The sequence below is a fragment of the Pantoea sp. AN62 genome, assembly GCF_050432985.1.
Classification (GTDB): domain Bacteria; phylum Pseudomonadota; class Gammaproteobacteria; order Enterobacterales; family Enterobacteriaceae; genus Pantoea; species Pantoea brenneri.
Genome location: NZ_JBNPYB010000032.1, coordinates 1 through 13,830, shown reverse-complemented (window position 1 = coordinate 13,830; position 13,830 = coordinate 1). Strand labels below are relative to the sequence as shown.

Sequence of the window (13,830 nt, the reverse complement as noted above, 5' to 3'; positions counted from 1 at the left end):
GACAAAGGCTGGGATGCCAGAAAGCGTGCGTATTGCCTGAAAATCCAGCCAGCTACAGGGTCGTTCGCAAGAAATCTTATTTATTCAACAAAGCCCCATAACATTTAACATCTTTTGTTAAAATTCAATCTTTTCTCTTTCAGAATAGCGCAAGGCTACTGTAAGGAATCTTTCAACCGCTGGTTGTAAAGCGGGTAGCCATAATCGGTTAGTTTACTACCACTTAATGCCGACTTGCGCCGGTTCAGCACCTCTGACGCAGCGTAATGGCGCATCTTTGTCACGGATTTCGCTCATTATCCTATTACGCTGCGGACCGTAAAGGCTGAACGCGTCAGCGATGCTGGCTAAGGCCGCAGTTAGCCCGGCACTGGTGGTGTGGTAAAGCCGCAGCTTGCAGCACGACAATGATCCAGGCGAAGCCACAGTTCGCCTCGCGCCAGTGCCATGGCTAAGCCGCAGCTTTCTGCGCGTCAGTCTCCTGGCTAAGCTGTAAATCATTACCGTCAGCAATCAGCCCCGCAAACCTGCAGAAATGGAGCTATAAATGGGGTCAATAGTATCGCACGCTACATTATTTAATTGTAAAAGATTGTGCGCTATTTACATTGGCGCGATATGTGTTAATTTAGCGCTAACGATGGTTAAGCGACCCTCGGAGAAAGCACGTTTATTTGCCCTGGCTGCTGCTGGCCGGGCTTTTTTTTGTCCGAAATCCGGCCAACGTACAACAATCGGTTTATTCGCAGAGTGACGAAGCGCGCTCACTTCAGCGGACAACTCCCGACGCACTCTATCAGCCCGCAGCGGCAAGCCAGCCTTAACGTAGCGACCCAAACGGTACGCACAGTGCATGGCTGTTTTTCAGTCTGAGCCAATGCCGCAGATCCCCTCTCACACCATGCACTGTCCGATGACGCGATGGTCATCACGGCTGCAATGCGTCGAGGCTGGAAAGGGGCGTTTCATCGGGGCGAGCATCGCCGGGACCGGCGAGTCATCAAGCAGAAGAGAGCATCAACATGCTGCTTTCAGTTCAGAAATAAACCGGCGTGAACAGACAACCCGCCTGTTCACGCCGTTGTTTTATTCAGCGGGCAGTGACTCAGTGGCCGGCGTTTGCTCTTTGCTTAAGCGCATACACCAATACCACCGCGAAACAGATCATAGGCAGCGCGTAGGAAACGGCCGTGGTGTAATGATCGGCGATGGCGCCCATCATATAGGGCATCACTGCGCCTCCGACAATCGCCATGATCATCACTGAACTGGCCCGTTTGGTTTGCTTGCCCATGTTCTTCACGCCCATGGCAAAAATGGTCGGGAACATAATCGACATAAAGAAGAATATCGCTACCAGGGCAATCACGGAAACATTATCGATACCGGCAACCACCACGGCGCACAGCACGATATTGATAATGGCATAAGTCACCAGCAGGGTAGCCGGGCGGATAAAACCCATCAGCCAGGTACTGAAGAAACGACCAACCATAAAGCTGATCATGCCCACCGACAGCAGATAAGAGGCATTCTGGTTCGACAGCGTATGCCAGTGTTCGGTGGTGTAGTTGATAAAGAAAGCGCCAACCCCAACCTGGGCGGCGACGTAAAAGAACTGGGCAATCACGCCGCCGGTAAAGTGACCATGCTGCCATAATCCTTTCGTAATGCCCTGGCCTGCATCAGTGCTCTGCTCACGAATATCCGGCAACTTCGTCCGTCCGAACAGGAAGGCAATCAGCAGCACTAAAAAAGCAATCGCGACGTAGGTGGTTTTCACTGACGAGAGCCCGTCAGCGGTGGTGCTTTGTGTGGCGGAAAAGAACAGCGAGCCGCCAATCACCGGACCAATAAACTGCCCTAAGCCGTTAAACGACTGTGACAGATTCAGACGGCGTTCTGCGCCAGCCGGATCGCCCAGTACGGTGGCAAACGGGTTTGCGGCAGTTTCGAGACACCCCAGCCCGAGAGCGATCACAAACAGCGCGAACAGAAACAGGCTAAAGCTGCCCGCTGAGGCGGCCGGAACAAACAGCAGTGCACCCACCGCATACAAACATAATCCGACCAGGATGCCGGCTTTATAGCCGAAGCGATCCATGAAAAATCCGGCCGGCAGGGCAATGATGAAATAGGCACCAAAATAGGCGGCCTGTAACAGCCCGGACTGCGCCTTATTAACGTGTAATACCTCCTGGAAATGCTTATTCAGTACATCCAGCAGCCCGTAGGATAATCCCCACAGGAAAAACAGCGTGGTGACCAGAATAAACGCCAGACGGAAACCGGACGTGGTTTTGCGCGCCGCATAGGCCGGAGCAGCAGTTTTATTGGCGAACATAGTGTATTCCTCAGTATCTGGTGGTGCCTGCAGGAGTAGGGTCAGCTCGGATGGCTGGTTTTTTTATGTCAGATAACGTGAAAAACGGTCAGCTCTCTGGAATAACGAGAGGCACTACGGCTGTTCTGTCAGTGAAAATATGCGCGTCATTTCAACCCACTTTTCCCCGGCGGCTGTCCACGGGGTGGGGCGCTGATATTTCCACATCAGGGCTTCCCACTCGCAGACTTTCGGGTCTTCAAGGCTGCGACGTTCGAACAGCGCGCGGTCAAAGTCGTCCGTGGTTTCGATCACCATCATCAGCCGGTTACCCAGCCGGTAAATTTCCATCTCTGCAATGCCGTAGCGACGCAGGTGCGCGGTAATTTCTGGCCAGATCTGCTGGTGATAGCGTTGATACTCTGCGATAAGACGCGGATCGTCGCTAAGATCCAGCGCCTGGCAATAGCGGCGCGTCATGTCAGCGCCCGATCAAGATGGGTGTAACCGCCATCGACGGTCAGCCACTGTCCCGTGGTGTGCGACGCGCGTGAAGAGAGCAGAAAGACCACCGTATTGGCGATCTCCTGCGGCGTGGTCATGCGCTGCCCGAGCGGAATATGTGAGGTGATTTTTTGCAGTTTCTCTTCGTGGTGATCGAAACTCTGAATCCAGCGCGCATAGAGCGGCGTCATCACTTCAGCCGGGATAACCGCATTCACGCGGATACCCTCGTCCAGCAGGGCCGCCGCCCATTCACGGGTCAGCGCCAGAATGCCGCCTTTGGCCGAGGCATAGCCGCTGGTATTGCCCTGACCGGTTAACGCGGTTTTCGAACTGATATTCACGATCGCGCCCCGGCTGGCACGCAGCGCATTCAGGCACAGATGCGCCATCAGGTAGTAGTGAATCAGATTCTGTTCGAGTGACTGCACAAAGGCGGCGCGTCCTGCGTCCAGCCCGACGTTGTCATTGGCCCCGGCGTTGTTCACCAGGCCGTCAATCGAGGAGTAACGGGTCAGGATCTGATCCAGCGCGGTCTTACAGCTCGCTTCGTCACGCAGTTCGGCGAGCACAAAGCTGGCCTGCGGCGAGAGTTGTTGCAGCTTATGCATCAGCTCATTCGCCGGTTCGGTATTGCTGACGATCACCGGAATGGCGCCTTCTTCGGCCAGCGTCAGTGAGATCGCTTCACCAATACCGGAACCGCCGCCGGTGACGATTACCACTTTATTTTGCAGATACAGATTCATCGTGTGTTTCCTGTAATCGATAAAGAGAGCAGGCATTGCCGCCATAAATGGCTGCCTGTTCGGCGGCACTGAGTTTTGCAATGGCCGGTTGCCAGAGTTGCCAGGGATTTTCATCGGCACCTGCCAGCAGCGAAACCGGCCAGTCGGAGCCGAACATCAGCCGTTCGCTGCCGAAAATCTCCAGTGCAGCATCAAAAAAAGGCAGCAAATCGTCGGCTGAGAGGCCCGCTGGTCGTGGCTCGGTCAGCAGACCGGAGAGCTTACAGCTGACATGTTTCAGCGCCTTCAGCGGCGCAACCTGCTGCTTCCAGTGGCTGGCCCCCAGCGTCAGATCGGGCTTACCGAAGTGATCGAGCACCAGAAAATGCTGGTCATGGCGCTGCGCGAACTCAACGGCTTCGGCCAGATGGTGATGCGTCACCAGCAGTTCATAGAGATATTCCCGCTGCTGAAGCTGGCGAATCCCGGCGTTGATGGCCGGATCGGCCAGCCAGTGCGCCGGATAAGGCTCGTCCTGAACCGGATGGCGAAAACCGCGCAACAACGGATGGGCTAACCTTTCCAGCTGTTGCGGCAGATCGGCGTCGCGCAGATCGATCCAGCCGGTCACCGCCGCGACAAAATCGGTCTGGCCGGCAATATCCAGCAGCCAGCGGGTTTCCTCCAGGCTGCATCTTGCCTGCACCAGAACCGTTTTCTGCACATCGTGGCGCTGCAGGATCGGCCGCAGCGTCTGCGGCAGAAAGTCCTGTTTCAGCAAACCCATGTCATCGTTGATCCAGCGGTAATCCTGCGCCGTGTAGCGCCAGAAATGCTGGTGGCTGTCGACTCGCATCATCGGCATTCTCCTTTGCGGCTCAGGCGTGGTAGCGATATTTTTCGATCGACGCCTGATGCATTTCGATGGAGAAGCCGGGCGATTTGGGCGGCATGTAGGCTGCACCGCGGATCTCGCAGGGATCGACAAAATGCTCATGAAGGTGGTCAACGTATTCGATAACCCGGCCTTCATGGGTTCCGGCGATGCAGAGATAATCGATCATCGAAAGGTGCTGCACGTACTCGCATAACCCGACTCCGCCGGCATGCGGGCAGACCGGCAGGTTATATTTGGCTGCCATCAGCATCACCGCCAGCACTTCGTTGATGCCGCCCATGCGGCAGGCGTCAATCTGCACCACGTCAATCGCTTCACGCATGATGAACTGCTTAAACATGATGCGGTTCTGGCACATCTCGCCGGTAGCAACTTTGACCGGCGCAACACCCTGCCGAATGGTGCGATGGCCTTCGATATCATCCGGACTGGTCGGTTCTTCGATAAACCAGGGATCGGCAAACGCCAGCGCATTCACCCACGGAATGGCATCGCGGGTTTCCCACACCTGATTGGCGTCGATCATCAGCTTGCGGTCCGGACCGATCACTTCGCGGGCAATCCGCACCCGGCGAATGTCATCTTCGAGGTCTCGTCCGACCTTCAGCTTCAGGTAATCGAAACCGGCATCCACCGCCTGCTGACACAAACGGCGCAGCTTGTCGTCGGGATAGCCCAGCCAGCCGGCCGAGGTGGTGTAGCAGGGGTAACCTTCCGCCAGCAGTTTTTCGAGACGCTGTGCTTTGTTGTCGGCCCGCTGTTGCAGCAGCGTCAGCGCCTCCTGCGGAGTAATGCAGTCGGTGATGTAGCGAAAATCGATGCAGCGCACCAGCTCTTCCGGCGTCATATCCGCCACCAGCTGCCACACCGGTTTGCCGACCGCCTTACTCCATAAATCCCATACCGCATTGACCACTGCACCGGTCGCCAGATGAATGGCACCTTTATCCGGGCCAATCCAGCGCAGCTGGCTATCGCTGGTGAAATCCCGCCAGAATTTCCCCATATCGGCGGTGATATCCGCCAGTTGGCGGCCAACGATCAGATGCTGCAGTGCACCAATCGCGGCACAACAGATTTCGTTACCGCGCCCGATGGTGAAGGTCAGGCCATGCCCCCGCAGCGCCGGATGGTCGGTTTCCAGAATCACATACGCCGCCGAGTAGTCGGGATCGGGATTCATCGCATCCGAGCCATCCATCGTCAGCGACGTCGGGAAGCGCACATCCTCTACACGTAAAGCCGTAATCGTCGTCATCGAACATTCCTTCCGCTGTAATGAGGCTATGCCTGTACCGTCTTCTGACGCTGTTCACCCAGACCTTCAATCCCAAGATGCATAACCTGACCGGCTTTCAGATACAGCGGCGGTTTTTGTCCCAGACCGACGCCCGGCGGTGTACCGGTAGAGATAATGTCACCAGGTTGCAGGCTCATAAAACGACTGAGATAACTGATGATTTCGGGAATGCGGAAAATCATGGTGCGGGTATTGCCGTTCTGATAACGCGTGCCATCCACTTCCAGCCACAGGTTCAGCTGATGTGGATCGGGGATTTCATCGGCGGTAACCAGCCACGGACCAATCGGACCAAAGGTGTCGCAGCCTTTGCCTTTGTCCCAGGTTCCGCCGCGCTCAATCTGAAACTCCCGTTCAGAGACGTCGTTAATCACGCAGTAACCCGCGACGTGCGCCATGGCGTCGGCTTCGCTGATATAGCGGCCGCCGGTGCCGATTACCACGCCCAGCTCAACCTCCCAGTCGGTTTTCACCGAATCACGCGGGATTTCGACGTCATCGTTCGGGCCGACAATGGCGCTGGTCCACTTGCTGAAGACCACCGGTTCTTTCGGAATTTCAGCCCCGGTTTCCGCTGCGTGATCGGCGTAGTTCAGGCCGATACAGATAAACTTCCCGCTTCTGGCAACGCACGCGCCGAGGCGGGGTTCACCGCTTACCAGCGGCAGGCTGTGCGGATCGAGCTGACGTAATGCGTCCAGCGTGGCTGGTTGCAGGGTATCGCCATCGATGTCGGTGACGTGAGCGCTGAGATCGCGCAGTTTTCCGTTGCTGTCCAGTAGCCCAGGGCGTTCGGACCCTGCATTGCCGTATCGTAGTAGTTTCATCGATCACTATCCTTCTGTGAAAAAGTCAGGGAAGCAGAGCGGCTGCGGGATCAGTTACTCCAGCCGCCGTCAATAATCTGCACCGTGCCGGTGGTGTAGGAACTGGCATCAGAGGCGAGATAAAGCGCCAGCTGGGCAATCTCATCGGTTTTACCAATACGGCCAATCGGCTGGCGGGCAACAAACGCCGCATAAACCTCCGCTTCGCTGCGTCCTTCGGCCAGGGCCTGAGCGGCAATGCGCTGGCGCAGGGAAGGCGATTCCACCGTGCCGGGGCAAATCGCATTACAGCGGATGCCGTGGGTGACGTAATCTGCTGCCACCGAGCGGGTCAGGCCAATCACTGCCGCTTTGGAGGCGCTGTAGGCAAAGCGGTTTGGCACGCCTTTGATGCTGGAGGCGACCGATGACATGTTGATCACCGAGCCGTGGTTGCGTTTCAGCATCGCCGGCAGGAAAGCGCGGATCATGCGGAACATCGCGGTGACATTGAGATCCAGCGCGAACTGCCATTCGCTTTCGCTGCAGCTGAGTATGTCGCCGCTGTGAACCACACCGGCGCAGTTAAACAGCACATCGAGCGGACCGGTTGTTTCTGCCAGCGCGGCAATCGCCTGGGGATCGGTAACGTCGAGATGTTGTGCCGTAATACCCGGTATCTGCTGTAACGCGCTGATATTGATATCTGTGGCAATCACCTCTGCACCTTCGCGGGCAAACAGTGCAGCGGTGGTAAAACCGATACCCTGTCCTGCGGCGGTAATCAGTACTTTTTTCCCTGCCAGGTTCATGGCAACTCCCGCTAAAATGTCATTTTATAGGTCTAATGGTCAGGCCATTAGAGGCGAAAAAAATGCGTTAAAACCAGTGCTTTTTGCTAAGATGTCCAGCAAGCTTCTGCTTAAAACGCCATTTCGGTTAACCAATTTTTTACATGCATAAAACAAAGCAGCAAGATTTTTGTCTGGAAAATGCTAGCTGAATCACTTAATGAGAATTGACCTCAGGTGTCCGATGCCGATAAAAAGATTAGAAAACCCAAGGATTTACAGGCAGATAGCTGACCAGCTAAAAACATTAATTGATAATAAAGAGTTTCCACCCGGCAGCCGACTGCCAGCCGAACGTGAATTAGCCAGTCTGTTGCAGGTCAGCCGCGCGTCGGTGCGGGAAGCGTTGATCGCGCTTGAAGTGATTGGGCTGGTGGATGTGCGGGTCGGTAACGGCGTGATTGTGCGTCAGCCGCCAGCCTTACCGGCTGCGCCTTCGCAGGAACCGGTGATGTCGCAGGCGGGCCGCAATCAGTGGGCCGACGTCGATGATGAGCTGAACATCGAACTGGATTTTACCGCTGAGCTGCCGCCATTTTCGCTGTTACAGACCCGCCGGTTGATCGAACCTGAAACGGCTGCCCTGGCGGCAAGAAACGCCACGGATGAAGAACTTACTGCGATCAGGCAGGCATACGAGCAAAACTGCTATGATAATCGCAATGGCTCGGCAACCCATCCAGGCGACCGCCTGTTCCATATCCGCATTGCCCAGGCCAGCGGCAATCCAGCCTATGCGTTTATCATTGGTCACCTGCTCGGCCACCGTTACGGCACCATGTTCCGCAGCTTACAACTCCACTACACCCCACAGGACATGCCGCACCGTTCTGAGATCGAACATCTCGGGATTCTGAATGCGCTGGAAGCGCGTGACAGCCGTGCCGCGAAGAAGGCGATGAAAGAGCATCTGGATGCGGTGATTAAGATTTTCGGCCAGGGGTAAAACAGCCATCAGTCTCTCCGCCGTGACAGCGCGTTGATGTTATCCGTTGTCTGCGGCAGAGCGGTTTTTGAAGCGGGATAATCAAGCCCGCCATCCCGCTGCATGAGCGCTTGCGGGCCAGCTTGCGCATTCAGGATTTGCGCCGATCTGTCGGCGATTCACGATTGATGGTGAGCTGTCGCAGCACTTCAGCGTCACGACTTTTTATCTGCGTTTGATCACCATCCGATACGATTAATCAAGGAACCGAGAGAATGCCAGACCGCAAAAAGATCCTGCTTACCGGTGCCAGTGGCCGCATTGGCCGCACCTGCTTCAGCGCCCTGAGTGAAGCCTATGATTTCATCCTGACCGATCTGACGCTGCCGGATGATGAAATCCCCTCGCCGCATCGGTTTATCGCCGCCGATCTTTCACAACCGGGCGCGGCGGCAACGCTGCTGGCCACCGCGCAGCCTGATGCAATCGTACATCTGGCCGGTATCCCGCATGCCGATGCCCTCTTTGAACAGCTGCTGCCTGCAAATATTGTTGCCGTAACCTGGCTGCTTGAAGCGGCGGCTGCCTCCACCTGTGGGCGTTTTGTTTTTGCCAGCAGCGCCCAGACCATTGAGGGTTATCCGGTTGATGTGCAGATCCAGCCGGGAATGGCAGTGGCACCGGCTAATCTGTATGGCGTCACCAAGTGCTACGGCGAGGCGCTCTGTTCTTTTTATGCCAGCCAGCACCGCCTTTCCTGTGTTGCGCTCAGAATCGGGGCCTTTGAACCTAAACAGGCCGGCGTGCTGAAAAATGCCCGCGACTACAGCGCGTGGCTGAGCCCGCAGGATGCGGTCAGGCTGATAACCTGCGCGATTGAGGCGGAAAATATCGGTTTCTTTATCGGCTATGGAATTTCAGATAATCGGTTTAAGCGTTTTGACCTCACCGCGACCCGTGAGGTACTCGGTTATCAACCGATGGATGACGCTTTCCGGGAATTCGGCACGGCATCGCTTAACTTCTGACGGCATGGTTCTCATAACGTCAAACTGCGTTGAAATCGCCGGCTCGTGTCTGAGGGAAGGATGAACAGGCAGAGACGATATTGATGCGGGCAGGGCTGATGCGCCTCAGGCAGCAGGACCCCAAAGCGGCTGCCGGATGCCTGCCACCGCTGTAACACCTGATCTTCATTCTGATAACTGATCATGAACATCTCTCATGTTCGGTGAAATTAAATCACTTTTCCTCACACTCCGACTGAGGCATAAAGGATGCATTGTTAATATCAATTGATAATATGAAGAGTCGCCAGCGGTGCGCAATTAATCGCCGCTTCGATGCGCGATTCTCATATTTTGAATCAGACGATCAGGGTGCCAGATTGCGATGAATAATGCGTTTACATTTACTCTTAAAAGTCTGCGTTTCGACGAGAATTATAATCCGTCTGAAAATACGCGCATCACCACTAACTTTGCCAATTTAGCCCGGGGTGAAAAGCGTCAGGATAATTTACGCAACGCCCTGGTCATGATTGATAACCGTTTTAACTCGCTGGCGAACTGGGATAATCCGAAAGGCGATCGTTATTCTGTTGAGCTGGAAATTATCTCAGTGGAGTTGGCTATTAATGCGCAAGGCCGTAATGATGCCTTCCCGGTCATTGAGGTTTTAAAAACCCATATCATTGATCATCACACCCAACAACGCATTGAAGGGATTGTCGGCAATAACTTCTCATCGTATGTACGCGATTATGATTTCAGCGTGGTGTTGCCGGCACACAATAAAAACAGAAGCGAATTCAGTACGCCGGAAAATTATGGCGTTCTGCATGGCAATATCTTCAAAAGCTTTGTTAACTCTGCGGCGTATAAAGAGAAATTCAGTAAATCGCCGGTGATATGCCTGAGCGTATCGAGTAAAAATACCTATCACCGCACCGGTAATCATCATCCGGTGCTGGGTGATGAATATGCCCAGAATGAAACCTCGCTGACCGATGACTATTTCGCGAAGATGGGATTAAGAGCGCGTTATTTCATGCCGCGTAACAGCGTTGCGCCGCTGGCTTTTTATTTTCAGGGTGATCTGCTGCACGATTACAGCAACCTGGAACTGATTAGCACCATCAGCACCATGGAAACATTTCAGAAAATATACCGGCCTGAAATCTACAATGCCAATTCAGCGGCGGGCAACGTCTATCAACCGAGCCTGACGCATCAGGATTATTCATTAACGCGAATTGTTTACGATCGAGAAGAGCGCAGCCAGCTGGCGGTTGAGCAGGGTAAATTCACTGAAGAACTTTTCATTAAGCCCTGGCAGACACTTCTTGAGCAATGGTTTGCCCAGCCCGTTGTTTGAACCACCCAAATAAAAGGTTATTTATTATGAACACATTATTACCGACATCGACTGCTGGCAGTTTACCTAAACCTTCATGGCTGGCCCAACCTGAGACGCTGTGGTCGCCGTGGAAATTGCAGGGTGACGAATTAGCTGAGGGCAAACTTGATGCGCTGCGTATCAGCCTGGCAGATCAACTGCATTCCGGTATCGATATTGTCAGTGATGGTGAGCAAACACGTCAGCATTTTGTCACCACCTTTATTGAACACCTCAGCGGTGTCGATTTTGAAAAACGTCAGATCGTGAAAATTCGCGATCGTTATGATGCGAGCGTGCCTTCAGTGGTCGGTGAGGTTGCCCGCCTGAAGCCGGTATTTGTTGAAGACGCCCGGTTTTTACGCCAGCTGACCAGCCAGCCAATCAAATGGGCGTTGCCCGGTCCGATGACGATGATTGATACGCTTTATGACGGCCACTACAAAAGTCGCGAAAAACTCGCCTGGGAATTTGCCAAAATTCTCAATCAGGAAGCCAGAGAATTAGAGGCGGCCGGCGTCGATATCATCCAGTTTGATGAGCCAGCCTTTAACGTCTTCTTCGATGAAGTCAACGACTGGGGTATTGCCGCGTTAGAGAGAGCGGTTGAAGGGCTTAAATGTGAAACTGCTGTCCACATTTGTTACGGCTACGGGATTAAAGCCAACACCGACTGGAAGAAGACGCTCGGCACCGAGTGGCGGCAGTATGAAGAGGTGTTCCCTAAGCTGCAGAAATCAGCTATCGACATCATCTCGCTGGAGTGCCAGAACTCGCGCGTGCCGATGGATCTGATTGAACTGATCCGCGGCAAAAAGGTGATGGTGGGGGCAATTGATGTGGCAACCAACGCGGTTGAAACCGCCGAACAGGTCGCCGATACCCTGCGTAAAGCGCTGCAATTCGTTGATGCCGACAAACTTTATCCATCGACCAACTGTGGCATGGTGCCGTTATCCCGTCAGGTCGCCAGCGGCAAACTGGCTGCATTAAGCGCGGGCGCGGACATCGTGCGCCGGGAGATTCTCGGCAAATAATCCCCTTAAGCGCAGATGAACAGGCTCAGTCCGGACCGTTTAATCCGGCCGGTTTTCGGAGATCTTCCGGACTGAGTTCATCTGAATCTGCGCCTTTTTAGCGGCTGTAAAAAGGGTCTTCTGCAAAACTCTTCTGCAAAATCAATTGTTTTCACCAGCCGCCGCTTCCCTCCCTGAACGCGTTTCCTTTATCTGTCATTTCCTCTCTGTTATGACCCAGCTTCGTCCGGCTATCGACAGCCTGTTTATGCTAAAGCCGTTCAGCAGCTGAACGCTGTTGATGGAAGGTTGGCGCTGCGCCTGTTTCGCTGCTCAGGTCTGTAGCCTGACCGGCGGCCATACTCTGCGGCCCGTAGGAAATGAGGTCACCGGGTCGCCTGTTTCCGTCTCAGCCCGCGAATTTCACAGCGCAGTGACAAGGGAAGGGTATTCCGCGTACCGGTTTTTCCTGCTGCAGATGAAGATGGCTCTGCCGGATATCGGAAATCTTCATTTTTGTGATATCGCTGATACGCTGGCCGGCGAGTCATTTCAGCAACATGGCGCGCTGCAAATAATCAGCATAGGTCGCGCAGTGATATATTTTTCGCATTATTTCTCTATCCAGTCGGCTGCGTCTGATTCGGACGTTAAGCACGCGGCCTGGAAGTGCCGGCTTAAAGCCGGAACTGGCTTTCCCGGCGCTCGGAGGTTTTCTGACCAAAGCCACAGTAATATTGCGGAAGCAATATTCGGGGCAGGCTGCGCCATGATAAATTTATTCTGTTCAATAAGATGCGAAAAATATTACTGTTCGCTGTTTATTATCATGTGCGCATTTCTCTACACGCTTTATTAATTGCAACAATATAAAAATATTGTTTAACATTTCATTTATCTTTCACTGTTATACCGCGACTAATCAGGGTTTATATTGCAATGGAAGTTTTCATTCGCGACAATATCCGCCTTTTTGGCTAAAAGTTGAATAATATGTCGCCGGGACTTTTTAGAGTTTTGTTTTTACTGATGTTATTTTTCAGCGCAAGCGCCCTGGCGGTGAACTGCCAGCGCGCGGTCACGCCTCTGGAAAATACCATCTGCAATAATGATAACCTGCACTGGCTGGATAGCACGTTGATGGTCGTTTACCACCAGGCGTTGCAGCAGGAAGGTGTGGAAGACAGTAATAAAAAATATGACGACTGGGGAAAGCTGCTGAAGAAATGTACCTCCGATAACTGTATCGAACGGGCGTACTACGCCGGTATCAGTGCGTTATCCGACACCAATCGCGATTTCAAATGGGAAGGGAAATGGTGGAACATGCTGGCGCCAAATATGAGCGGTGGGGTGATCCAGTTCAGCCGAAACGCACAGTGGAGTGCGACGCTGGACATCCGCGCCTGGGCGGGCCTGAACCAGGACGAATTTACCGCCGAAGCACGCCGGTTCTACGGTATGCTCGCCGTGGATAATATCGCCGAGACCAGTAACTGTAAGCTGCTGCTGATCCCAAAAAAAGACGGCTCATTACAGGTTTACAGTAACTCAGACTGGGGTTGCCGATTATCCATGCCTGCAGGCGTATTTCTGGATGGGGCTTATCAACTCTCCGAAACCGATCCGCGACCTAAACCCACGCTGCTGTCGTTAGGGATATTCGCGGATGCGGTGCTGGATGAAAAATTCCGTCAGCTGGTGGGCGACGATTACCAGAACTTCGTCAACAGCGCGAACGTGTATATCTACCAGGATGATATCGATAATATCGGAGCGCGCGTGTTGTCGATGTGGGTACAGGGCGCCGCGAACAGCAGAACGGCCATCATCATGTATACGCCGAAGGGAGAAATCTGGGCCGGAAGGATCTCCCCGGCCAAAGGCGGCGGACTGGAACTGCATTACTACAGCACCGACGGAAGCGACCAGCGCAAAATGCCACGTACGCTGGCCAGCTGGAAATTACGTTTTCTGGATAACCAGACGGCTTTGTTGAATAAATAAGATTTCTTGCGAACGACCCTGTAGCTGGCTGGATTTTCAAGCAATACGCACGCTTTCTGGCATCCCAGCCTTTGT

The 13,830-nt window shown here is 53.9% G+C and carries 13 protein-coding genes; 6 read left to right on the top strand and 7 right to left on the bottom strand.

Features of this window, described 5'->3' with window-relative positions:
* Positions 1-1,105: 1,105 nt before the first annotated feature.
* The 7 genes from fucP to FHW04_RS23070 form a co-directional block, all read right to left on the bottom strand.
* Positions 1,106-2,344, bottom strand: a complete 1,239-nt coding sequence (gene fucP / locus FHW04_RS23100; RefSeq protein ID WP_089562588.1) for an L-fucose:H+ symporter permease — start codon at positions 2,342-2,344, stop codon at positions 1,106-1,108.
* 114 nt (positions 2,345-2,458) lie between these two features.
* The gene (locus FHW04_RS23095) at positions 2,459-2,803 is read right to left on the bottom strand and encodes an L-rhamnose mutarotase (protein ID WP_031374932.1); all 345 of its coding nucleotides are present in this window, start codon (positions 2,801-2,803) and stop codon (positions 2,459-2,461) included.
* Positions 2,800-3,576: an SDR family oxidoreductase gene (locus FHW04_RS23090; protein ID WP_089562587.1), complete on the bottom strand. Its 777-nt coding sequence runs from the start codon at positions 3,574-3,576 to the stop codon at positions 2,800-2,802. The genes FHW04_RS23095 and FHW04_RS23090 overlap by 4 nt, the downstream gene beginning before the upstream one ends.
* A complete protein-coding gene (locus FHW04_RS23085; RefSeq protein WP_094106463.1) occupies positions 3,554-4,414 on the bottom strand; it encodes an amidohydrolase family protein in 861 nt (286 codons plus the stop codon). The genes FHW04_RS23090 and FHW04_RS23085 overlap by 23 nt, the downstream gene beginning before the upstream one ends.
* A gap of 19 nt (positions 4,415-4,433) precedes the next feature.
* Positions 4,434-5,711: an L-fuconate dehydratase gene (locus FHW04_RS23080; RefSeq protein WP_069729671.1), complete on the bottom strand. Its 1,278-nt coding sequence runs from the start codon at positions 5,709-5,711 to the stop codon at positions 4,434-4,436.
* 26 nt (positions 5,712-5,737) lie between these two features.
* Positions 5,738-6,580: a fumarylacetoacetate hydrolase family protein gene (locus FHW04_RS23075; RefSeq protein WP_031374928.1), complete on the bottom strand. Its 843-nt coding sequence runs from the start codon at positions 6,578-6,580 to the stop codon at positions 5,738-5,740.
* Positions 6,581-6,630: 50 nt separating this feature from the next.
* Positions 6,631-7,371 (bottom strand): SDR family oxidoreductase, encoded by a 741-nt coding sequence (locus FHW04_RS23070; protein WP_089562586.1) that lies wholly within the window; start codon positions 7,369-7,371, stop codon positions 6,631-6,633.
* 223 nt (positions 7,372-7,594) lie between these two features.
* Between FHW04_RS23070 and FHW04_RS23065 the strand changes: the two genes are divergently transcribed.
* The 6 genes from FHW04_RS23065 to FHW04_RS23040 all read left to right on the top strand — a co-directional run bounded on the left by FHW04_RS23065 (position 7,595) and on the right by FHW04_RS23040 (position 13,755).
* Positions 7,595-8,356 (top strand): FadR/GntR family transcriptional regulator, encoded by a 762-nt coding sequence (locus FHW04_RS23065; RefSeq protein ID WP_031374926.1) that lies wholly within the window; start codon positions 7,595-7,597, stop codon positions 8,354-8,356.
* A gap of 254 nt (positions 8,357-8,610) precedes the next feature.
* On the top strand, positions 8,611-9,363 hold the full coding sequence (locus FHW04_RS23060) for an NAD-dependent epimerase/dehydratase family protein (RefSeq protein WP_089562585.1): 753 nt from the start codon (positions 8,611-8,613) through the stop codon (positions 9,361-9,363).
* Between the two features lie 364 nt (positions 9,364-9,727).
* Entirely contained in the window at positions 9,728-10,711 is a 984-nt protein-coding gene (locus FHW04_RS23055) for a DUF1852 domain-containing protein (protein ID WP_069729666.1), read from the top strand.
* A gap of 26 nt (positions 10,712-10,737) precedes the next feature.
* Positions 10,738-11,769 (top strand): methionine synthase, encoded by a 1,032-nt coding sequence (locus tag FHW04_RS23050; protein WP_089562584.1) that lies wholly within the window; start codon positions 10,738-10,740, stop codon positions 11,767-11,769.
* 280 nt (positions 11,770-12,049) lie between these two features.
* Positions 12,050-12,607, top strand: a complete 558-nt coding sequence (locus FHW04_RS23045; protein WP_089562583.1) for a hypothetical protein — start codon at positions 12,050-12,052, stop codon at positions 12,605-12,607.
* A 134-nt stretch (positions 12,608-12,741) separates the two neighbouring features.
* Complete coding sequence (locus FHW04_RS23040; protein ID WP_179420110.1) at positions 12,742-13,755, top strand: lysozyme inhibitor LprI family protein; 1,014 nt, start codon at positions 12,742-12,744, stop codon at positions 13,753-13,755.
* Positions 13,756-13,830: the final 75 nt, after the last annotated feature.